This is a genomic window from Achromobacter sp. Root83 (genome assembly GCF_001428845.1).
Taxonomy (GTDB): domain Bacteria; phylum Pseudomonadota; class Gammaproteobacteria; order Burkholderiales; family Burkholderiaceae_B; genus Achromobacter.
Genome location: NZ_LMIU01000025.1, coordinates 264,043 through 285,123 on the forward strand (window position 1 = coordinate 264,043; position 21,081 = coordinate 285,123).

Genomic DNA, 21,081 nt, shown 5'->3' on the forward strand with positions numbered 1-21,081 from the left:
GCATGCAGATCCGATTCGAAGACTATCCTGGCAGCCTTGATGCCGCCCGCTACCTGATCGCCGCCCGCGATTCCGGCATCGCCGGACCGCGCCTGCCCGCCGCCTGCCGCCCGCAGTCGCTGGGCCAGGCCTTCGCCGTGCAGCAACGCACCGCGCAGTTGCTGCGCGAGACCAGGCAAGACCGCATCGCCGCCTGGAAGAGCGCACTGCCTTCGCCCGAAAAGACCGTCGTCGCTCCCATCTATGCATCGACAGCCGCCGATGCCGGCGCCGGTCCGATCCCCGCGAGCGCGGACATCGTGCGCATCGAACCGGAAATCGCATTCGAAATCGCCCGGGATCTGCCCGCCCGCGATGCCCCCTACACCGAAGCCGAAATCGATGCCGCCATCGGCGGCGCGCGCCTTGCGCTCGAAGTGCTGGGCTGCCGGTACGCGTCCCCGGAGCATGCCAGCCTGCCCGAGCTTCTGGCCGACCACATGTTCAATCTGGGACTGGTGCTGGGTCCGCGCATCGCGTCGCCTGACGCCGCGCCCAGCAGCATGAACCTCACGCTGTCCGTGGACGGCGCCGAAATCGAGCAGCACGCCGGCATCCACCCGAACGAGCGCCCCAAGGCCGGGCTGTATTGGCTGGCCAACTTCTTGCGCGAACAAGGCCTGGGCCTCGCGGCCGGCCAGCACGTCATCACCGGCTCTTATGCCGGCTTCCTGGACGTGCCCGCCAATAGGGACCTCGAATTAGTCTACGGCGACCTCGGCGTGCTCCGGGTCCGCTTCGCCAAGTAGGCGGGCGGGCGCGCGGCGACGCCTCGTGGCCTGCTAGCGCGGCGCGGGTTCGGCGATGCGGATGGGTTCGCCCGCCGCCTCGATGATTTCGCCCGCCGCCAGGCACAGGTCTTCGCGGTAGCGCCCCGCCACCACCTGCACGCCGACCGGGCTGGGCCCCGCGCTGCTCATGGCGCTGCCCATGGCGACGGAAAGCCCGGGAAGGCCCATGAACGGCACGCCGATCTGGGTCGTCTGCGCCCGCCAGACTCGCGCATACGCGGCATCGCCCTGCAGGTCCAGCTTGTCGGGGAAAGGCAGCTCAGCCGACACCGGCAGCAGCAGCACCGGATAATCCGCGAAAAACAATTCCCACAGGCGCGTCAGCGTCGCGCGCCGGGTCAGCACCGCCGAAAAACTGGCCAGGTCGGCGCTGGCGGCCCTGTCGCGTTGGCCAGCCAGCGCGACCAGCGCGCCGCGGTCGCCCTCTTTCTCGGCGGCCGACACCATGGCGTCGTAGCCATCCGCCATCCACATGCGTATCTGAAGATCCGCGGCCTCCTGCATCGGCGGAATCGCGTCCAGCGTGTCCACTGTCCAGCCGGCTTCGCTCAGCCGCCGCGCCGCTTCCTGCAGCGCCTTCACGACGGCGGGCTCGGTGTCCATGCCCTCCGGGTTCACGCACAGCGCGGCCCGGCGCGGCGCGTCCGGGCCGACCAGCGGCGCCGGCGTCCACCACGGGTCGCGGGGGTCCGGGGCGGACAGCACGGCCAGTCCGAGCCGCAGGTCGGCGATACTGCGGCCCAGGGGGCCCGACACGGCCGTAAGCTGCCCCCCGATGGAACGTTCGGGCAAGGCGGCGTTATAGGCGGGCACCCGGCCCAGCGAGGGGCGCAGGCCATGCACGCCGCAAGCGTAGGCGGGATAGCGGATCGAGCCTGCGATGTCCGTGCCGTGCGCCAGATGCCCGATGCCCGCGGCCACCGCCGATGCCGCGCCGCCCGACGAGCCGCCCGGCGTCAGCGCCGGGTTGCGCGGATTGAGGGTGTCGCCGTGCAATGCGTTGCCGGTGAACCAGCGCAGCGAAAACGCCGGGGTATTGGTGCGGCCAAGGATGACCGCGCCCGCCCGCCGCAGGTTGTCCACCACGGGGCTGTTCACCGCGGCGATCAGATCCTTCTGCAGGCCCACGCCGTTGGTGGTGGCGAAACCCGCCTGGTCCACGTTGACCTTGACGGTGACGGGCACGCCCGCCAGCAGGCCAGGGGCTTCGCCGCGCGCCAGGGCGGCATCCACCTCGGCGGCCTGGGCCAGCACGGTATCGGGGCGGTGGTCCACCACCGCGTTGATGGCGGGATTGACGGCGTCCAACCGGGCCAGCGCGCTCTGCGCGGCCTCGACTGCGGACACCTCACGCTTGCGGACAAGTGCGGCAAGCTCAACTGCGGACAAACGCCAAAGATCGGACACGCGCAACTCCTGTAGTCGTGGTTTTCCTGCGGGCAGGCCAACCTTAGCGCCTGTGGCTCGGGCCCACAAGCCGCCGTTGGCTTCCGTGGCGCCGCTACTTGTCCTCTTCGAAGACCTCGACGATCGCGTCGGCCACCGCCCGCACCCGCGCGGTGCGGTTCAGATCGCCATGCATCACCAGCCACAGATCGTAGGCTTCGCTGCGGCCCGGCCAGATGCGCACCAGGTCGGGATGATCCGGCGCCATATGCGTGGGCAGTTCGCCAATGCCCAGTCCGGCCGCCACCGCCTCGATGATCATCAGGCCGCTATTGACCTCGACCCCGATGCGGCCGTTGCCGGTGGGCTCGCCGCAGAAGGCATCCGACCACCCGGGAAGGACCGATTGCTGATACGCCACCAGCGTGTGCCCCGCGAACGCGGTGCCCGGACGCGGTTCTCCATGCGCGGCCAGATACGCGCGCGACGCGTACAGTCCCACTTCCTTGCGCGCCAGATGGCGTTGGATCAGGTCGGGATTGTCGGGCTTGATGTTCCGGATCGCCAGGTCCGCTTCGCGGCGCGTCAGATTGCTGATCTGGATCGCCGTGGAAAGCACTACCCGGATGTCCGGGTGCTGCGCATGGACCCGGCGTATGGCCTCCATAATGAAGTAGCGGGCCACCGTTTCAGAGGTCGCGACGCGGACCACGCCCGACAGCCGGTGGTCCAGCCCCTGCATTTGGCGCTGGAGCTGGTCGGCGGCCTGCTCCATGCGCTCGGCCGCGGCAAACGCGAGCTCGCCCGCCGCGGTGGGCACATAGCCGCCGGGCGTGCGCAGGAACAGCCGCGCGTCCAGCGACGACTCCAGGGCCGCCAGGCGCCTGCCCGCGGTGGCCTGGTCGATTTGCAGCAGGGCGGCGGCCCCGCGCAGCGTGCCTACCCGATGAATGGCCAGGAAAACTCTGGCATTGTCCCAATCCATGTCGCCCCCACCCGATGCAATTTTGCATGACTATAAAGCAGTTATTCAGCTTTTTTGCATTCTGGAAACCTCTTAAGCTTCCCCCCTCACCAGCTGCTCAGAAATTCCCGCCATGCGTTCCGCCTGCCACCAAGCCCCCACGCCATCACTGGATGCCCCGCCCGTCATCGCCGGCTGGCTGCCGCTGGTCACCCTGGCCATCGGATTCGTGATGGCCATGCTGGATGTCACGGTCGTCAACGTGGCGCTGCCCAGCATCGCCGTCCAGTTCACCGTGCCGCTGACCGACCTGGTCTGGATCGTGGACGGCTACACGCTCACCTTCGCCGCCCTGTTGCTGGTGGCCGGCGCGCTGGCCGACCGCTATGGCGCCAAAACCCTCTATCTGGCCGGCCTGGGCGTGTTCACGGTGGCGTCCCTGCTGTGCGGCCTGGCTCCGGACGCGAATACCCTGATCGCCGCCCGCATGCTGCAGGGCGTGGGCGCCGCGCTGTTCATGCCCAGCTCGCTCAGCCTGCTCACCCACGCCTATGACGACGAACAGGTGCGCAACCGCATGCTGGCCGCATGGTCGGCGATCGTGGCGGTCGCGGGCGCGTCCGGCCCCCTGCTGGGGGGCGTCCTGATCCACCAGTTCGGCTGGCGCGGCATCTTTCTCATCAATATCCCGCTGGGGCTGGCCGGCCTGTGGCTGGCGCGCCGCCGCATCCAGGCGGCGCCGCGCCGTCCCCGCGCGCTCAACCCGGTCAGTCACGTGCTGGGCGTCGTTGCGCTGTCCTCGCTATGCTTCGTGCTGATCCAGGGCAATGCCTACGGCTGGACGTCCGCCCGCATCGCCGGCACGACGGTCCTGTGCGTGGCGGCGGTGGCGCTGCTGGTGCGGCGTGAACGGCGCCATGCCGACCCCATCATCCCGCGCGCGCTCTTCGCGACGACTCAGTTTGCCGCCGCCAACGGCGTGGGTTTTCTGATCAACCTCGCGGCCTACGGCCAGCTCTTTCTGCTCAGCCTGTTCCTGCAGCACGCGCGCGGCGCCGATGCGCTGCAGACCGGCATCCAGCTGGTGCCGATGCTGGCGGTGTTCTCCATCGGCAACCTGATCTCCGGCCGCGTGTCGGCCCGCTGGAATGTGTCGGCCTCGCTGTTGGGAGGCATATCGCTCGCCGCGGCGATGAGTGCGGCCGGCATCTTCGCCTTCTCGCCGGATATCGCCTACTGGCCGTTGGCAATTGTCGTTGCGCTGGCCAATCTTGGCGTGGGGATCGCGGTGCCGGCAATGACCAGCGTCGTCATGCAGGTGTCCGGCAAGCGCCACGCCAACAGCGCGGCCGCCGCCCTGAACGCCAACCGCCAATCGGGCGCGCTGGTCGGCGTCGCGGTCATGGGCACCATCCTGCACCTGCTGCCGGATTGGAACGCCAGCCTGCCCGCCGCGTATACCGTCATCGCGATCGGCTATCTGGCCGCGGCCGTGCTGACATGGCGGCATCTGCGCCGCGCACGCAATGCCTGAGGCTGGCGGCGCCTAGCCCGCCTTCAGGATCGCCACGCCGCGCCCCGCGAAGAAGGCGTCGAACACCGCCAGCGGCAGCTCGACATCCGCCTGCGTCCCCGGCTCGCCCGATGGATTATGAAACGTCACCGAGTCCGGCGTCGCGCGCGTCACCAGCACCAGGTGCCCGCCCTTCCCGGGCGGCTGCCGCTCCGGCCAGCGTATCCAGGGATGCACCGAGGCCATGAAATACTCGGCCTGCGCCAATAACGCCGGCAATCCAGCGGCCGGCAGGTCGACGCGCACCTGGGCCTCCAGCCCGAACACGTCGGCGACATAGCGCACGAACGGCGCGTAGATCAGGCCCTTGATGCCGCCATCCGGCTGCTCGACGTAGGCGCCAAAGGGCAGGCTGCGGCGGGCCAGTTCCAGCGTGGGATGCGTCTGGCCGCCGCGGGCCGCCAACACCATCTTCAGGCATGCCATGCCGCAGACGTGGCTGGCCCAGCGCACATATTCGTCAATGTTCCGTGCGCCCGACGCGCGCCAGGCGGGATCGTCGGCCAGCGCCAGCTCCTTGCGGATGATCGCGCCCGCCAGATGCGCGGACTCCCACTGGCAGAAGTACGGCACGGCCCCTGGGACGGGTGTTGCATTCATCCACGGCTCCAAGCGTCGGGGGAAGATCCGCCATCTTGCCGTGACCGCGCCGGCGTGGCAACGCCCCGGCGTTTGCTTCACAATGACACCGCACCCAAGAACAGGAGACCCGCATGTCCAGCACCGCCACGCCCAGCTCCCTCGACATCCGCCGCGTCGCCGTGGTCGGCGCGGGCACCATCGGCGCCAGTTGGGCCGCGCTGTTCCTGGCCCACGGCCTGGAAGTCGTGGTCAGCGATCCCGGCGCCCATGCGGAAGGCCAGACCCGCGCCCGCGTACAGGCCGCATGGCCTGTCCTGACCGAACTGGGACACGTGCAGCCGGGCGCCTCGCCCGACGCGCTGCGCTTCGAACCCGATCTGGAAGCGGCCCTGGCCGGCGTGGATTTCGTGCAGGAAAACGCGCCCGAGCGCGAGGACTTCAAGATAGATCTTTTCGAGCGCATGGATGCCATCCTGCCTCCGCACGCGATCGTCGCCTCCAGTTCGTCCGGCTTGATCATGAGCCGCCTGCAATCCCGCTGCCGGCACGCCGAGCGCTTCGTCATCGGCCACCCGTTCAACCCGCCCCACCTGATCCCGCTGGTGGAGGTGGTGGGGGGCTCTCAGACGTCTGCCGCCACTATCGACCGCAGCATCGCGTTCTATCGCAGCATGGGCAAGCACCCCATCCGCCTCAACAAGGAAGTGCCCGGCCACATCGCCAATCGCCTTCAAGCCGCGCTCTGGCGTGAAGCCATACACCTGGCCGCCGAAAACGTCGCGACGGTGGCCGACATCGATGCCGCGGTCTCGCAAGGCCCCGGCCTGCGCTGGGCCCTGTTCGGCCCGCACATGACGTTCAACCTTGGCGGCGGCGAAGGCGGCCTGGCGCATTTCATGCACCATCTGCTGGGGCCCGTGCAGACCTGGTGGGACGACCTGGGCGCACCCGACGTCACGCCCGAATTGCAGCGGCGCCTGATCGAAGGCGTCAACGCCGAAGCCGGCCATCGCAGCATCGCCGATCTGGTCGAGGCGCGCGATTCGCAACTCACCGCGCTGCTGAAAACCTTGCATCGCTGAAGGGGACGGCTCCTCCAGGCCGGACGGGGCGGCGGCGCTGGTATCCTGGAAGCCATGAAACGGGGCTGCGGCCCCGCCCTCACCCCAAAAAGGCTGCCGAATGATTTCCGTCACGCAAGACACCGCCCGCTCCCGCTTCACCGCCACCGTAGACGGCGTGCTGTGCGTGCTGGACTACCAGCTGCAGGGCGGCGCCATGGCCATCACCCACACCGGCGTCCCCAGCGCGGTCGGCGGACGCGGCATCGCGGCCGAACTGACCCGCCAGGCGCTGCTGGCGGCACGCGCCAACGGCTGGAAGGTCCGGCCCTTGTGCTCCTACGCCGATGCCTACATGCGCCGCCACCCCGAATACAACGACCTGTTGGCCTGAGTGCCCCGCCATCCCACGTGTCCAAGAAATCCAGCACCTCGAAGACGCCCTGCCCTTGCGGCGGCGCCCGCCCGTATCCCGACTGCTGCGGACGCTGGCATGACGGCCCCCTCGCGATGCAGGCGCCCACTGCCGAAGCCCTCATGCGCTCCCGCTATAGCGCCTTCGTGCTGGACAAGCTGCCGTACCTGCTTGCGACCTGGCATCCCAGCACGCGTCCCGAATCGCTTGCCCCGAATCCGCCCGACCTGAAATGGCTGGGCCTGGAAATCAAGGCGGCGGCTACGCAGGATGCCAGTCACGCCACTGTGGAATTCGTCGCCAGAAGCCGGCAGGCGGGCCGCGCCAGCCGGATGCACGAGACCAGCCGATTTGTCCTGGAAGGCGGCCAGTGGTTTTACGTGGATGGCGATCTGGGCTGATCGCCGGCGCCTGCCGGCAGCGCCTTGTCGTCGCCGCCGATGGCCTGCTTCAACGCCGCCAGAAGGTCCTGTTCGATGGGGCTCAAGGCGTGCTGGCCGCCGATGATCGCCAGCTCCGTGAGCGGCACCGCCGCAAAGCCGTCCGTTGCGCCCAATTCCGCATGCGTCTCCAGGCGCGCAAATGCCGGCAGCAGGCTCACGCCCAACCCGGCAGCGACCGCGGCCTGCACGCCCGCCAGGCTATGGCTGTGATACGCCACATGCCAAGGCCGCCCCGCGCTCTCCAGCGCGTAGATCATCCGCTTGCGATAGATGCATCCCTGAGGAAACAACACCAGCGGCACCACGGCCGCGTCCGGCCTCCACTGGCGCCCGCCCACCCAGACCAGGCGTTCCGGCCATGCGCCCAGGCAAGGCCCGTCGCCGGGCTCGCGCTTGACGAGCGCCAGATCCAGGTCCCCCGACGCCAGCCCGGCGCGCAGGTCGGCGCTCATGCCGCTAAGGGTTTCCAGGCGCACGTCCGCGTGGTTTGCCGCAAAACCGGCCAGCAACGCGGTCAACCGCGCCACATCGAAATCCTCGGGCACTCCTAGCCGCAGCACTTGCGCCGCCCTGGGCGCCGACAGCACATGCTCGGCCTCGCCGGCAATTGCCAAGAGCCGCCGTGCATAGGCCAGCATCAGTTCGCCGTCCTCGGTCGCCGACACGTTGCCGCCGGTCCTGTCCCGCCACAGCAAGGTCTTGCCCACGCTCTGCTCAAGCTTGCGCACCTGCTGGCTCACCGTCGACTGAGTCCGGTGCACGCGGTGCGCGGCGCGCGTGAAACTGCCTTCATCCACGACGCAGACCAGGGTTTTAAGTAGTTCCAGATCCAGCATGAGATCTCGATATTGAAAGGTCAACTATCTAGAGTGTATTTATTAATTTTACAACTGTGCCGGCGGCGCCTACGCTGAGGTTCACTCCACGTCCAAGGAATCCGACATGCCGCTAGACCATCTGCCCCGTCCCCAATGGCTTACCTTCGACTGCTACGGGACGCTCATCCAATGGGACGAAGGCCTGCAAGCCGCCGTGGCCCGCATTCTGGCCGCCTCCCCGACTACGCGCCAAATGCCGACCGCCCAACAATTCCTTCGCGCCTACGATGAACACGAGCACCGCCTGGAGCGCACGCCGCCGCACCGCCTTTTCGCCGACGTTTCCCGGGAAGCCCTGCGCCTCGCCATGGATGATTTCGGTCTTGCGCAGCGGCCCGAAGACGCCGACATCCTCACGGACAGCATTTCCGCGATGCCCCCGTTTCCGGAAGTCGTCGCGACGCTGGCCGCGCTGAAACAGGCCGGCTACCGGCTATGCATCATCTCCAACACGGACGACAGCATCATCGCCGGCAATGTCGCGCAACTAGGCGGACATATCGACCTCGTCATCACGGCCGAACAGGCCGGTGCCTACAAACCGTCTCGCAAAATTTTCGCGCATGCTCACGAGCGCCTCGGCGTCACCCCCGACGAGGTCGTCCACATTTGCGCCAGCCCTCATCTGGACCACGCGGCCGCCCGCGACATCGGGTTTCGTTGCGTATGGATCGACCGCGGTACTGGCCGCCAGCCCTTGCCTGACTACCGGCCGGACGCTACCGTATCGACACTGGATCGTGTCCCCGGCCTGTTCCGTACGGCCGGCTGGCTCTGACTCCCTTCGATTCTCAACCCTGATCCGTCTCCAGGAACGCCTCCATGAATCAAGAACCCCGCTTCGCCAACGCGCTATTTCACGCCGAACCCGTCGCCGCATTGCGGGCCGACCTGGCGCTGGCGCTGCGGGCCGCCGCCGCCCACGGCCTGGGCGAAGGCGTCTGCAACCACTTCAGCGTGGCGCTTCCCGGCGATCCCGACCATTTCCTGCTTAACCCGCGCGGCCTGATGTGGCACGAAGTGCAGGCGGACGACATCGTGCTGATCGACGCCCACGGCAACAAGCTCGCTGGCCGTCATGACGTCGAACCCACGGCCATGTTCATCCACGCCGCCATCCATCGCATCGCCGGCAAGGCCTGTGTGCTGCACACACACATGCCCTATGCCACGGCGTTGACGCTCACGTCGGACCGGGGGCTCGACACCGCCTTGTCTCAGAACGCGATGCGCTTTCACGGACGCCTGGCCATCGACGAGCACTACAACGGCCTGGCGCTGGACGTCAGCGAAGGCGAACGCATCGCTCACGCCATGCAGGGCGCGGATATCGTGTTTCTGGGCAATCACGGTGTCGTGGTCTGCGGCGACCGCCTGGACTATGCCTACGACGATCTCTTCTTTCTCGAGCGCGCCTGCATGGCGCAGGTGCTGGCGCAATCAACGGGACGCCCCTTAAAACCCGTCAATCCGGATCTGGCGGCCAAGGTCGCCGCCCAAGTCCAGAGCGAACGCCTGCAGTCCGAACTCTTTTTTGCCGCGCTGCGCCGTCAGTTGCCCTGATGTTCCGGCGCGGCCCGTCCTCCCGCGCCAGGTCTTGCGGTAAACGCTCGGCCCCATGAAAAAACCCCTCGCGGCGTCAGCTGCGAGGGGTTTACAAAGACAAAACCCCACAGGGGATACCTGTGGGGTTTTGCGGAATAAAAGCCTGACGATGACCTACTTTCACAGACGTCCGTCCACTATCATCGGCGCGAAGGCGTTTCACTGTCCTGTTCGGGATGGGAAGGAGTGGTACCACCTTGCTATGGTCGTCAGGCGTAACTGGTTGAGCGGTTGCGGTTTAGGCAACAGCTCCAATCTTGGAAGAAACACAACGTGTGGGTGATCAGAGGCTGGGCTCGATGATCACGCACAGGGGGATGTAATTGGTGTTGGCTGGCCGCCGACGGTGCGGCCAGATTTTGTATTGAACGACACTTGGAACGCTACATCACCAGGTCATAACCATCAGTGTTATATGCGGAATAAAAGCCTGACGATGACCTACTTTCACAGACGTCCGTCCACTATCATCGGCGCGAAGGCGTTTCACTGTCCTGTTCGGGATGGGAAGGAGTGGTACCACCTTGCTATGGTCGTCAGGCGTAACTGGTTGAGCGGTTGCGGTTTAGGCAACGGCTCCAATCTTGGAAGAAACACAACGTGTGGGTGATCAGAGGCTGGCTCGATGATCACGCACAGRGGGATGTAATTGGTGTTGGCTGGCCGCCGACGGTGCGGCCAGATTTTGTATTGAACGACACTTGGAACGCTACATCACCAGGTCAATAACCATCAGTGTTATAGGATCAAGCCTCACGGGCAATTAGTATCGGTTAGCTTAACGCATTACTGCGCTTCCACACCCGACCTATCAACGTCCTGGTCTCGAACGACCCTTCAGGGGGATCAAGTCCCCGGGATACCTTATCTTCAGACGAGTTTCCCGCTTAGATGCCTTCAGCGGTTATCTCTTCCGTACTTAGCTACCCGGCAATGCCATTGGCATGACAACCGGTACACCAGAGGTACGTCCACTCCGGTCCTCTCGTACTAGGAGCAGGCTCCGTCAAGTATCCAACGCCCACGGCAGATAGGGACCAAACTGTCTCACGACGTTTTAAACCCAGCTCACGTACCTCTTTAAATGGCGAACAGCCATACCCTTGGGACCGGCTACAGCCCCAGGATGAGATGAGCCGACATCGAGGTGCCAAACACCGCCGTCGATATGAACTCTTGGGCGGTATCAGCCTGTTATCCCCAGAGTACCTTTTATCCGTTGAGCGATGGCCCTTCCATTCAGAACCACCGGATCACTATGTCCTGCTTTCGCACCTGTTCGACTTGTCAGTCTCACAGTCAAGCACGCTTATGCCATTGCACTATCAGCACGATTTCCGACCGTACCTAGCGTACCTTCGAACTCCTCCGTTACACTTTGGGAGGAGACCGCCCCAGTCAAACTGCCCACCATGCACTGTCCCCGATCCGGATAACGGACCAAGGTTAGAACCGCAAACAAACCAGGGTGGTATTTCAAGGATGGCTCCACGTGATCTAGCGACCACGCTTCAAAGCCTCCCACCTATCCTACACAGGCCGGTTCACAGATCAATGCAAAGCTACAGTAAAGGTTCATGGGGTCTTTCCGTCTAGCCGCGGGTAGATTGCATCATCACAAACACTTCAACTTCGCTGAGTCTCAGGAGGAGACAGTGTGGCCATCGTTACGCCATTCGTGCAGGTCGGAACTTACCCGACAAGGAATTTCGCTACCTTAGGACCGTTATAGTTACGGCCGCCGTTTACCGGGGCTTCGATCAAGAGCTTGCACCCCATCACTTAACCTTCCGGCACCGGGCAGGCGTCACACCCTATACGTCGACTTTCGTCTTTGCAGAGTGCTGTGTTTTTAATAAACAGTCGCAGCCACCGATTCTCTGCGACCCCATCATGCTAAGCGCGCAGGCGCTTCACACTACCGGGGTATACCTTCTCCCGAAGTTACGGTATCAATTTGCCGAGTTCCTTCTCCTGAGTTCTCTCAAGCGCCTTGGAATATTCATCCCGTCCACCTGTGTCGGTTTGCGGTACGGTCTCGYACAGCTGAAGCTTAGAGGCTTTTCTTGGAACCACTTCCAATCACTTCGCAAGCAATGCTCGCTCGTGYCAYACCCTTGATTTACGCGCCCGGATTTGCCTAAGCGCCATCTTCGATRCAGCAACAGGGACATCCAACACCCTGATGATCTTCCGCGATCCGTCCCCCCATCGCACTGTACGACGGTACTGGAATATTAACCAGTTTCCCATCAGCTACGCATCTCTGCCTCGCCTTAGGGGCCGACTCACCCTGCGCCGATGAACGTTGCGCAGGAAACCTTGGACTTACGGCGAGGGGGCTTTTCACCCCCTTTATCGCTACTCATGTCAGCATTCGCACTTCTGATACCTCCAGCAGCCTTTACAAGCCACCTTCGCAGGCTTACAGAACGCTCTCCTACCGCGTGCACTAAAAGTGCACACCCGCAGCTTCGGTTTATCGCTTAGCCCCGTTACATCTTCCGCGCAGGACGACTCGATCAGTGAGCTATTACGCTTTCTTTAAAGGATGGCTGCTTCTAAGCCAACCTCCTGACTGTCTATGCCTTCCCACTTCGTTTCCCACTTAGCGATAATTCGGGACCTTAGCTGGCGGTCTGGGTTGTTTCCCTCTTGAGTCCGGACGTTAGCACCCGGTGCTCTGTCTCCCAAGCTGTACTTGCAGGTATTCGGAGTTTGCCATAGTTTGGTAAGTCGCCATGACCCCCTAGCTATAACAGTGCTCTACCCCCTGCAGTAATACTTGAGGCACTACCTAAATAGTTTTCGGAGAGAACCAGCTATTTCCAGATTTGTTTAGCCTTTCACCCCTATCCACAGCTCATCCCCTAATTTTTCAACATTAGTGGGTTCGGTCCTCCAGCACGTGTTACCGTGCCTTCAACCTGGCCATGGATAGATCATCTGGTTTCGGGTCTACACCCAGCGACTAATTCGCCCTATTCGGACTCGCTTTCGCTACGGCTTCCCTATTCGGTTAACCTTGCCACTGAATGTAAGTCGCTGACCCATTATACAAAAGGTACGCAGTCACCCCACAAGGAGGCTCCTACTGTTTGTATGCATACGGTTTCAGGATCTATTTCACTCCCCTTCCGGGGTTCTTTTCGCCTTTCCCTCACGGTACTGGTTCACTATCGGTCGATCACGAGTATTTAGCCTTGGAGGATGGTCCCCCCATCTTCAAACAGGATTTCACGTGTCCCGCCCTACTTGTCTTACGCTTAGTTCCACACACAAAATTTCRTCTACAGGGCTATCACCTGCTACGGCGGGGCTTTCCATCCCCTTCGAYTATCTTGCATGCTAAAACGTAAAGGCTCTTCCGATTTCGCTCGCCACTACTTTCGGAATCTCGGTTGATTTCTTTTCCTCGAGCTACTGAGATGTTTCAGTTCACCCGGTTCGCTTCCACTAGCCTATGTATTCAGCTAGGGATACYGCATTGCTGCRGTGGGTTTCCCCATTCGGAYATCTRCGGATCAAAGCTTGTTTGCCAGCTCCCCGYAGCTTTTCGCAGGCTACTACGTCCTTCATCGCCTGTGATCGCCAAGGCATCCACCATATGCACTTAGTCGCTTGATCCTATAACGCTGTAGGCTATAGGACCTGAGTRCCGTTCATAAGTTTCAAAGCAGTCTGAGGTTATKCACCCCAGTCTTGAGAACTTGGAACAAAATAATGCAATCACAACCCGTACCCATCTTCATCAGCCAAGCTGATTACTTGATAGGTACATTTCGTTGTGCTTCTTCCAGATTGTTAAAGAACGAATATAGCTGTTGAGTAAAACCCAACTCATAAGACCGTGATTCAAATCAGAATCACGATGCTATGAGTTAGCCTCTACATCGCCACCAGGCGACTGTTTGAGAATCAATGGTGGAGGTGAACGGGATCGAACCGATGACATCCTGCTTGCAAAGCAGGCGCTCTCCCAGCTGAGCTACACCCCCATATTCCACACAGTGATCAACACTTGCGAAATACTTGGTGGGTCTGGTTGGATTCGAACCAACGACCCCCGCCTTATCAAGACGGTGCTCTAACCAACTGAGCTACAGACCCAAAACCTTCTCGGATCAGTATTCAGGTAGCTGCAGACCCAGGGAAGATTCCCTCGACCCAAGAAACAACCGATAAGAGTGGACGCTTAACACGAGCACTTTAGCTCTGAAAGGAGGTGATCCAGCCGCACCTTCCGATACGGCTACCTTGTTACGACTTCACCCCAGTCATGAATCCTACCGTGGTAATCGCCCCCCTTGCGGTTAGGCTAACTACTTCTGGTAAAACCCACTCCCATGGTGTGACGGGCGGTGTGTACAAGACCCGGGAACGTATTCACCGCGACATGCTGATCCGCGATTACTAGCGATTCCGACTTCACGCAGTCGAGTTGCAGACTGCGATCCGGACTACGATCGGGTTTCTGGGATTGGCTCCCCCTCGCGGGTTGGCGACCCTCTGTCCCGACCATTGTATGACGTGTGAAGCCCTACCCATAAGGGCCATGAGGACTTGACGTCATCCCCACCTTCCTCCGGTTTGTCACCGGCAGTCTCATTAGAGTGCCCTTTCGTAGCAACTAATGACAAGGGTTGCGCTCGTTGCGGGACTTAACCCAACATCTCACGACACGAGCTGACGACAGCCATGCAGCACCTGTGTTCCGGTTCTCTTGCGAGCACTACCAAATCTCTTCGGCATTCCAGACATGTCAAGGGTAGGTAAGGTTTTTCGCGTTGCATCGAATTAATCCACATCATCCACCGCTTGTGCGGGTCCCCGTCAATTCCTTTGAGTTTTAATCTTGCGACCGTACTCCCCAGGCGGTCAACTTCACGCGTTAGCTGCGCTACTAAGGCCCGAAGGCCCCAACAGCTAGTTGACATCGTTTAGGGCGTGGACTACCAGGGTATCTAATCCTGTTTGCTCCCCACGCTTTCGTGCATGAGCGTCAGTGTTATCCCAGGAGGCTGCCTTCGCCATCGGTGTTCCTCCGCATATCTACGCATTTCACTGCTACACGCGGAATTCCACCTCCCTCTGACACACTCTAGCCCGGTAGTTAAAAATGCAGTTCCAAAGTTAAGCTCTGGGATTTCACATCTTTCTTTCCGAACCGCCTGCGCACGCTTTACGCCCAGTAATTCCGATTAACGCTTGCACCCTACGTATTACCGCGGCTGCTGGCACGTAGTTAGCCGGTGCTTATTCTGCAGGTACCGTCAGTTTCACGGGGTATTAACCCATGACGTTTCTTTCCTGCCAAAAGTGCTTTACAACCCGAAGGCCTTCATCGCACACGCGGGATGGCTGGATCAGGGTTTCCCCCATTGTCCAAAATTCCCCACTGCTGCCTCCCGTAGGAGTCTGGGCCGTGTCTCAGTCCCAGTGTGGCTGGTCGTCCTCTCAAACCAGCTACGGATCGTCGCCTTGGTGAGCCRTTACCCCACCAACTAGCTAATCCGATATCGGCCGCTCTAATAGTGCAAGGTCTTGCGATCCCCTGCTTTCCCCCGTAGGGCGTATGCGGTATTAGCCACGCTTTCGCGTAGTTATCCCCCGCTACTAGGCACGTTCCGATACATTACTCACCCGTTCGCCACTCGCCACCAGACCGAAGTCCGTGCTGCCGTTCGACTTGCATGTGTAAGGCATCCCGCTAGCGTTCAATCTGAGCCAGGATCAAACTCTTCAGTTTAATCTCTGTATTTGTTTCGTATTCTTGGTCCTTGTGGCTTTAACACCAGTCCGAACCAGGTCATACGTCGCTACTCAAAGGAAGTGAGGTATGTGCTTAAACTTGACGTTTAAGGTACTTCACTTCTCACTTGATTTCATTGTGCTTGTGATCGGGTTAAAAACCCCATCACTGCACTCGCATCAAGCGCCCACACTTATCGGTTGTTTAATTGTTAAAGAGCGGYACTGCAAATTCGGTACTACTAACTTACTGCTATTCACTGCTTATTCACTTACTGCCTGCTGATCTCTCAGCCTTAGCAGCTATCGAAACTTCAGGGTTAACCCTAACTTTTCGGCAACCGCCAAGCCCTCTACTATAACACAACTTTTGCAGATTATGCAACCGGCTTCTGCCTGATTTGCATCCTATCTTGCAACCCGCTTGCTTTCATAAGCAGCCCTGAATTTCAGGGGTTGGTTACCGCACAGGTGGCTAGCAATTTCGCTTCGGGATTACTTATCGGGGTAAACCCTGATTCATCATCACCAGCCAAGCCCAAGACTATAGCACAATTTTTGCAGGTAGTGCAACTGGCTTCTGCCTGATTTGCACCAGCCTTTGCAATAACCGCCAGGCTTTCATTTCTGATCGCTTTCGCGGCAGGCCTTACCGGGGAACCCAGCCAGACCTGTTGCACTTGCTTGGCTTCGCGGCTCAAAACTGCTTGAACTGCGAAGGAGCGAGACTATAGCACAGAATTTCGGCGTGTGTCGCCAGCATGACACCCATTTTGCAGAAAGATGAAATATGTCGGGGACGCACCCCTTTTTTCCGTGGCGTCTGACTCGCACCACTATATATAGAGAGGAGGTGCCCCCTCCATCGGTGACGGAGTCTTCAGGCGCTCTCTATCTACTATATAGACTGCATTCAAAGCCGCCCCGGAACCGCGGCCTAGTATGGAGACCCGCTAGGGAAATGCGCGGCGCGGAGAAACCGGGCGAGTTCGCCAATCCTAGGCCTCTTCCCTTGGCGGCGGCATCCGGCCTGCCGGTTCCTCTGTCTTGCGACCGGCCTAGAGCCGCAGTTCGGTCGTTTCCTTGATCTGCTGGAGCGCGAAGAACGAACGCATGTCCACGACCGCGGGGTGGCGCATCAAAGTGTCCATGGAGAAGCGCGAGAAGTGCGCCAGATCCGCCACCTGGATGCGGAGCAGATAGTCCATGTCCCCTGACATGGCATAGCACTCGACCACTTCCGGCCATAGCTGCACGTCGCGGGCGAAATCGCTCATGGGCGCGTGACTGGAACCGCTGGTCTTGTTCAGCCTGATGTTCACGTAGGCCAGCAAGCCCAGGCCGACCTTGTCGGCGTCGATGAGCGCCACGTACTTTTTGATGAAGCCCTGCTCTTCAAGCCGGCGGACGCGCCGCAGGCAGGGACTGGGCGACAGCGATACACGGTCGGCCAATTCCTGGTTGCTCAAGCGGCCATCGCGTTGCAATTCGGCCAAAATCCTGAGATCTGTCCTATCAAGCCCTGTGTCAGACATTTTTAGCCCGTTAAATCGAATACAGCGCAATATTATTGCTCAATCCTCGGACGTGCTGGGCATATTTGCAATTGTCTGCCCGCCCTTCCTCCCTACAATCTCCGTCTAGACTTGAAGAACAAGTCATCCTCAAGAAGACGCAAGGGAGCAGACTTATGAGCAGCGCTTTCCAACCCTGGGACAACCCGATGGGCACCGCCGGGTTCGAGTTCATTGAATATGCCGCGCCGGACCCCGCCGCGCTGCGCAAGGTGTTCGAACTGTTGGGATTCAAGGCGATTGCCAAGCATCGCCACAAAGACGTGACCCTGTACCGCCAAGGCGGCGTCAACTTCCTGATCAACGCCGAACCCGACTCCTTCGCCCAACGCTTCGCCCGCCTGCATGGCCCGTCGATCTGTGCGATCGGATTCCGCGTGCAGGATGCGAACGCGGCATACAAGCGCGCGCTGGAACTGGGCGCATGGGGGTTTGATTCGCATAGCGGACCGATGGAACTGAATATCCCGGCGATCAAGGGCATCGGCGATTCGCTGATTTACCTGGTGGACCGCTGGGCGGGCAAGGAAGGCCACGGCGGCATTGGCGACATCAGCATCTACGACGTGGATTTCATGCCGCTGGATCCGGCCAATGCCCAGACCGACGTGGCCTGGCGCGGCGCGGGCCTGACGCTGGTGGACCACCTGACGCACAACGTGCACAAGGGCCGCATGGCGGAGTGGTCGGAATTCTATGAGCGCCTCTTCAACTTCCGCGAAGTCCGCTACTTCGATATCGAAGGCAAGGTGACCGGCGTGAAGTCCAAGGCGATGACTTCGCCGTGCGGCAACATCCGTATTCCGATCAATGAGGAAGGCACCGAAGAGAAAGGCCAGATCCAGGAATACCTGGACCTGTACCGCGGCGAAGGCATTCAGCACATCGCCATGGCGACCGATGACATCTACGCCACCATCGAAGCGCTGCGAAAGACGGGCGTGGTGTTTCTGGACACGCCGGAAACATATTACGAGCTGCTGGACCGCCGCCTGCCGAATCATGGCGAGGACGTGGCTCGCCTGCAGAAGAATCGCATCCTGCTGGATGGCGCTCCGGGTGGCGGTCTGCTGCTGCAGATTTTCACCGAGAACCAGATCGGCCCGATCTTCTTTGAAATCATCCAGCGCAAGGGCAACGATGGTTTCGGCGAAGGCAACTTCAAGGCCCTCTTCGAATCGATCGAACTGGACCAGATGCGCCGCGGCGTCGTGAAGACGGTCGAGTAAGCCTCTTCCCCCGCCAGCGCACGGCGCTCTAGCATCGGCGCTGGCCTTGAAGCCTCACCTTCCGGTGAGGCTTTTTTTATCACCCGCCCGCCCCCAACGCGGCGGTCAGCGCAAGGCTAGCGCTGCAGGCGGTCCTGGAACTGCTTGCGGAACTTGGCTACCTTGGGAGCGATCACGAACTGGCAATAGCCTTGTTCGGGATGCAGGGCGAAATAGTTGCTGTGATAGTCCTCGGCCTGCCAGAATTTGGCGGGCGCAAGCAGCCTGGTGACGATCGGCGCATCGTAGACGCGTTGCGACTCGACCTCGGCGATGACCGATTCCGCCTGCTCGAGCTGGGCGTCGTTCTGCCAGAAGATCGCCGATTCGTACTGCGGACCGACGTCGTTGCCTTGGCGGCCCGGCGTGGTGGGATCATGAGTCGCGAAAAACACGCGCAGCAGATCCGCATAGGACAACTCGGCCGGATCAAATTCGACCCGCGCGACCTCGATGTGGCCCGTATCCTTGCCGCAGACCTGCTCGTAGCTGGGATTGTCCACATGGCCGCCGCTGTAGCCCGGCAATACGCTTTTGACTCCGCGCAGCTCTGTAAACACTGCTTCGACGCACCAGAAGCAACCGCCGCCAAGTACGGCGACTTCATTGCCCGGGGATGGTTGTTCTGCCATGACGATTCCTTCTTGATGAAAGGCCGCCGCCAGCGGCCCGCGCGCCCGGCTTCATCAGCGGGGCATAAAGAATAAGGCTACTGCTTGGCCGGCGCCAGCGACAAGATCCATTCGGAGAGCTGCCGTGCGTCCTCGGGCGTGACCTGGGTCTGAGCCGGCATGGGGACCGCACCCCAGGCGCCTCGGCCGCCGCCACGGATCTTGCCGGCCAGATAATCCACCATGGGGTCGCCCTGCCCGGCATAGCGTTCAGCCACGCTCTTCAAGGGCGGCCCCACCCGCTTGGCTTCAACTTGGTGACATGCCATACAGGCCTTGCTCTTGGCCAGATCCAGCCCCGCGGTTTGTGCATGGGCCGCGCCAGCGCAGAGGACGCTGGCCACGGCCGCCAACAGACTAATCTTCAAATGCATCGGTTACTGCCCCACGGCTCGCGGTGCTGGCGAGCTTGCCGAACTTGGCAAGCACACCGCGTGTATAACGCGGCTTGGGCTGAACCCAGGCCTGACGACGAGCCGCCATTTCCTCGTCGCTGATGTTGAGCTGCAACAGCAGCTTGTGGGCATCGATGGTAACCGAATCGCCTTCCTGAATCAGCGCGATCGGGCCGCCGACAAAGGCCTCGGGCGCGACATGGCCGACCACCATGCCCCAGGTGCCGCCCGAGAACCGGCCATCGGTGATCAGACCAACCGTTTCACCGAGCCCCTGGCCAACCAGCGCGGAAGTGGGCGCCAGCATCTCGCGCATGCCGGGGCCGCCCTTGGGGCCTTCATAGCGGATGACCACTACGTCGCCGTCTCGAATCTGCTGCGCCATGATGGCCGTCATGGCGTCGTCTTCGGAATCGAAGACGCGCGCGGGGCCCGTGATGACCGGGTTCTTCAGGCCCGTGATCTTGGCGACGCAGCCTTCGGGCGACAGATTCCCCTTGAGGATCGCGAGGTGGCCCTGGGGATAGAGCGCTCGATCCATCGGCATGATGACGTCCTGGTCGGCGCGCGGCGTGTCGGGCACATCGGCCAGCGTTTCGGCGATGGTTTTGCCGGTGATGGTGATGCAGTCGCCGTGCAGCAGACCGGCGTTGAGCAGCAGCTTCATGACCTGCGGGATGCCGCCCGCGCGATGCAGGTCGGTGGCAACGTATTGGCCGGAGGGTTTCAGGTCGCACAGCACCGGCACGCGTTTGCGGATGCGTTCGAAATCGTCGATGGTCCACGGCACTTCGGCGGCGTGCGCGATGGCCAGGAAGTGCAACACGGCGTTGGTCGATCCGCCGATGGCCATGATGACGGACACGGCGTTTTCGATGGACTCCCGCGTGATGATGTCGCGCGGACGCAGATTGCGCCGGACCGCGTCCACCAGCACGCGCGCCGACTCCGCGGCGGAAACGACTTTTTCCTCGTCTTCGTTGGCCATCGTGCTGGAATACGGCAAGCTCATGCCCATGGCCTCGAAGGAAGAGCTCATGGTGTTGGCCGTGTACATGCCCCCACAGGAACCCGAGCCTGGAATCGCGCACTTTTCGATCTGCTTGAAGTCGGCTTCCGGCATGCGGCCCATGGTGTATTCGCCGACAGCTTCGAAGACGGACACGATGGTGAGGTCGTTGCCCTTGTAGCGGCCCGGCTTGATCGTGCCGCCATAGACATAGATGCCAGGCACATTCGTGCGCGCCAGGGCGATCATGCCGCCCGGCATGTTTTTATCGCACCCGCCGATCACGACGACGCCATCCATCCATTGGCCCTGCGCGGCGGTCTCGATGCAGTCGGCGATGACCTCGCGCGACACCAGCGAATATTTCATGCCCTCGGTGCCCATGGACATGCCGTCCGAAATGGTGGGCGTGCCGAACACCTGGGGATTGGCGCGGGAAGCGCGAATCGCGTCGATGGCGGCGTCGGCCAGGCGCTGCAGGCCGCTATTGCAGGGGGTGATCGTCGAATGGCCGTTGGCCACGCCGATCATGGGGTTCTCGAAATCGGCTTCCTTGTAGCCCAGCGCGTAATACATGGCGCGATTAGGCGCGCGCGCGACGCCATGGGTGATATGGCGGGAACGTTCGTTGTTCGGCATGGTCTGTGTCTCCTGTCGGCCGTCGGGGCGCGGACAT

At 61.8% G+C, this 21,081-nt stretch carries 16 protein-coding genes, 2 tRNA genes and 4 rRNA genes; 8 read left to right on the forward strand and 14 right to left on the reverse strand.

Going from position 1 to position 21,081, the window contains the following annotated elements; translation table 11 throughout:
• Positions 1–2: 2 nt before the first annotated feature.
• Complete coding sequence (locus ASE30_RS24315; RefSeq protein ID WP_057286839.1) at positions 3–788, forward strand: 2-keto-4-pentenoate hydratase; 786 nt, start codon at positions 3–5, stop codon at positions 786–788.
• 33 nt (positions 789–821) lie between these two features.
• Here ASE30_RS24315 and ASE30_RS24320 read toward each other — a convergent pair whose 3' ends face one another.
• Positions 822–2,237, reverse strand: coding sequence for an amidase family protein (locus tag ASE30_RS24320; protein WP_057287056.1), 1,416 nt, complete (start codon positions 2,235–2,237; stop codon positions 822–824).
• Positions 2,238–2,331: 94 nt separating this feature from the next.
• Positions 2,332–3,201, reverse strand: a complete 870-nt coding sequence (locus tag ASE30_RS24325; RefSeq protein ID WP_057286840.1) for a LysR family transcriptional regulator — start codon at positions 3,199–3,201, stop codon at positions 2,332–2,334.
• 112 nt (positions 3,202–3,313) lie between these two features.
• Here ASE30_RS24325 and ASE30_RS24330 point away from each other — a divergent pair, with 112 nt between their 5' ends.
• The gene (locus tag ASE30_RS24330; protein WP_057286841.1) at positions 3,314–4,714 is read left to right on the forward strand and encodes an MFS transporter; all 1,401 of its coding nucleotides are present in this window, start codon (positions 3,314–3,316) and stop codon (positions 4,712–4,714) included.
• A gap of 12 nt (positions 4,715–4,726) precedes the next feature.
• On the opposite strand, the gene ASE30_RS24335 is transcribed toward ASE30_RS24330, so the two are convergent.
• Positions 4,727–5,353 (reverse strand): hypothetical protein, encoded by a 627-nt coding sequence (locus tag ASE30_RS24335; RefSeq protein WP_057286842.1) that lies wholly within the window; start codon positions 5,351–5,353, stop codon positions 4,727–4,729.
• A gap of 113 nt (positions 5,354–5,466) precedes the next feature.
• Here ASE30_RS24335 and ASE30_RS24340 point away from each other — a divergent pair, with 113 nt between their 5' ends.
• The 3 genes from ASE30_RS24340 to ASE30_RS24350 all read left to right on the forward strand — a co-directional run bounded on the left by ASE30_RS24340 (position 5,467) and on the right by ASE30_RS24350 (position 7,212).
• Positions 5,467–6,417: a 3-hydroxyacyl-CoA dehydrogenase NAD-binding domain-containing protein gene (locus ASE30_RS24340; RefSeq protein ID WP_057286843.1), complete on the forward strand. Its 951-nt coding sequence runs from the start codon at positions 5,467–5,469 to the stop codon at positions 6,415–6,417.
• A gap of 100 nt (positions 6,418–6,517) precedes the next feature.
• Complete coding sequence (locus tag ASE30_RS24345) at positions 6,518–6,790, forward strand: GNAT family N-acetyltransferase (protein WP_057286844.1); 273 nt, start codon at positions 6,518–6,520, stop codon at positions 6,788–6,790.
• 17 nt (positions 6,791–6,807) lie between these two features.
• Positions 6,808–7,212, forward strand: a complete 405-nt coding sequence (locus ASE30_RS24350) for a YchJ family protein (RefSeq protein WP_057286845.1) — start codon at positions 6,808–6,810, stop codon at positions 7,210–7,212.
• On the opposite strand, the gene ASE30_RS24355 is transcribed toward ASE30_RS24350, so the two are convergent.
• Positions 7,188–8,090, reverse strand: a complete 903-nt coding sequence (locus tag ASE30_RS24355; protein WP_057286846.1) for a LysR substrate-binding domain-containing protein — start codon at positions 8,088–8,090, stop codon at positions 7,188–7,190. The genes ASE30_RS24350 and ASE30_RS24355 overlap by 25 nt on opposite strands.
• Positions 8,091–8,196: 106 nt before the next feature.
• On the opposite strand from ASE30_RS24355, the gene ASE30_RS24360 reads away from it, so the two are divergent.
• Both ASE30_RS24360 and ASE30_RS24365 read left to right on the forward strand, forming a co-directional pair.
• Entirely contained in the window at positions 8,197–8,910 is a 714-nt protein-coding gene (locus ASE30_RS24360) for a haloacid dehalogenase type II (protein WP_057286847.1), read from the forward strand.
• Positions 8,911–8,954: 44 nt separating this feature from the next.
• Positions 8,955–9,695 carry an aldolase gene (locus tag ASE30_RS24365; RefSeq protein ID WP_057286848.1) on the forward strand — a complete coding sequence of 247 codons (741 nt, stop codon included), beginning with the start codon at positions 8,955–8,957 and terminating at the stop codon, positions 9,693–9,695.
• Between the two features lie 143 nt (positions 9,696–9,838).
• On the opposite strand, the gene rrf (ASE30_RS24370) is transcribed toward ASE30_RS24365, so the two are convergent.
• From rrf (ASE30_RS24370) to ASE30_RS24400, 7 genes are all read right to left on the reverse strand, one after another.
• A 5S ribosomal RNA gene (gene rrf / locus ASE30_RS24370) occupies positions 9,839–9,951 on the reverse strand.
• Positions 9,952–10,165: 214 nt separating this feature from the next.
• Positions 10,166–10,278, reverse strand: a 5S ribosomal RNA gene (gene rrf / locus ASE30_RS24375).
• A 201-nt stretch (positions 10,279–10,479) separates the two neighbouring features.
• Positions 10,480–13,364 (reverse strand): 23S ribosomal RNA (locus ASE30_RS24380).
• Between the two features lie 295 nt (positions 13,365–13,659).
• A tRNA-Ala gene (locus ASE30_RS24385) sits at positions 13,660–13,735 on the reverse strand.
• Positions 13,736–13,770: 35 nt separating this feature from the next.
• Positions 13,771–13,847: transfer RNA gene (locus ASE30_RS24390), tRNA-Ile, on the reverse strand.
• 108 nt (positions 13,848–13,955) lie between these two features.
• Positions 13,956–15,486 (reverse strand): 16S ribosomal RNA (locus ASE30_RS24395).
• Together the 16S, 23S and 5S rRNA genes with 2 tRNA genes alongside form the textbook arrangement of a ribosomal RNA operon.
• Before the next feature lie 1,060 nt (positions 15,487–16,546).
• Positions 16,547–17,023, reverse strand: a complete 477-nt coding sequence (locus tag ASE30_RS24400; protein ID WP_057286849.1) for an Lrp/AsnC family transcriptional regulator — start codon at positions 17,021–17,023, stop codon at positions 16,547–16,549.
• A 155-nt stretch (positions 17,024–17,178) separates the two neighbouring features.
• On the opposite strand from ASE30_RS24400, the gene hppD reads away from it, so the two are divergent.
• Positions 17,179–18,291, forward strand: a complete 1,113-nt coding sequence (hppD, locus tag ASE30_RS24405; protein ID WP_057286850.1) for a 4-hydroxyphenylpyruvate dioxygenase — start codon at positions 17,179–17,181, stop codon at positions 18,289–18,291.
• A 116-nt stretch (positions 18,292–18,407) separates the two neighbouring features.
• Here the strand turns inward: hppD and msrA are convergent, their stop codons facing one another.
• The 3 genes from msrA to ilvD form a co-directional block, all read right to left on the reverse strand.
• On the reverse strand, positions 18,408–18,962 hold the full coding sequence (msrA, locus tag ASE30_RS24410; protein ID WP_057286851.1) for a peptide-methionine (S)-S-oxide reductase MsrA: 555 nt from the start codon (positions 18,960–18,962) through the stop codon (positions 18,408–18,410).
• Between the two features lie 77 nt (positions 18,963–19,039).
• Complete coding sequence (locus ASE30_RS24415) at positions 19,040–19,375, reverse strand: c-type cytochrome (protein WP_057286852.1); 336 nt, start codon at positions 19,373–19,375, stop codon at positions 19,040–19,042.
• Entirely contained in the window at positions 19,359–21,044 is a 1,686-nt protein-coding gene (ilvD, locus tag ASE30_RS24420) for a dihydroxy-acid dehydratase (RefSeq protein WP_057286853.1), read from the reverse strand. Before ilvD ends, ASE30_RS24415 begins: the two co-directional genes overlap by 17 nt.
• Positions 21,045–21,081 lie beyond the last annotated feature (37 nt).

Excerpts from the sequence above, each read along its gene's own strand:
- ASE30_RS24315 (WP_057286839.1), top strand. The coding sequence starts at position 3 with ATGCAGATCCGATTCGAAGACTATCCTGGCAGCCTTGATGCCGCCCGC.
- ASE30_RS24325 (WP_057286840.1), bottom strand. The coding sequence starts at position 3,201 with ATGGATTGGGACAATGCCAGAGTTTTCCTGGCCATTCATCGGGTAGGC.
- ASE30_RS24330 (WP_057286841.1), top strand. The coding sequence starts at position 3,314 with ATGCGTTCCGCCTGCCACCAAGCCCCCACGCCATCACTGGATGCCCCG.
- ASE30_RS24335 (WP_057286842.1), bottom strand. The coding sequence starts at position 5,353 with ATGAATGCAACACCCGTCCCAGGGGCCGTGCCGTACTTCTGCCAGTGG.
- ASE30_RS24340 (WP_057286843.1), top strand. The coding sequence starts at position 5,467 with ATGTCCAGCACCGCCACGCCCAGCTCCCTCGACATCCGCCGCGTCGCC.
- ASE30_RS24345 (WP_057286844.1), top strand. The coding sequence starts at position 6,518 with ATGATTTCCGTCACGCAAGACACCGCCCGCTCCCGCTTCACCGCCACC.
- ASE30_RS24355 (WP_057286846.1), bottom strand. The coding sequence starts at position 8,090 with ATGCTGGATCTGGAACTACTTAAAACCCTGGTCTGCGTCGTGGATGAA.
- ASE30_RS24360 (WP_057286847.1), top strand. The coding sequence starts at position 8,197 with ATGCCGCTAGACCATCTGCCCCGTCCCCAATGGCTTACCTTCGACTGC.
- ASE30_RS24365 (WP_057286848.1), top strand. The coding sequence starts at position 8,955 with ATGAATCAAGAACCCCGCTTCGCCAACGCGCTATTTCACGCCGAACCC.
- ASE30_RS24400 (WP_057286849.1), bottom strand. The coding sequence starts at position 17,023 with ATGTCTGACACAGGGCTTGATAGGACAGATCTCAGGATTTTGGCCGAA.
- hppD (WP_057286850.1), top strand. The coding sequence starts at position 17,179 with ATGAGCAGCGCTTTCCAACCCTGGGACAACCCGATGGGCACCGCCGGG.
- msrA (WP_057286851.1), bottom strand. The coding sequence starts at position 18,962 with ATGGCAGAACAACCATCCCCGGGCAATGAAGTCGCCGTACTTGGCGGC.
- ASE30_RS24415 (WP_057286852.1), bottom strand. The coding sequence starts at position 19,375 with ATGCATTTGAAGATTAGTCTGTTGGCGGCCGTGGCCAGCGTCCTCTGC.
- ilvD (WP_057286853.1), bottom strand. The coding sequence starts at position 21,044 with ATGCCGAACAACGAACGTTCCCGCCATATCACCCATGGCGTCGCGCGC.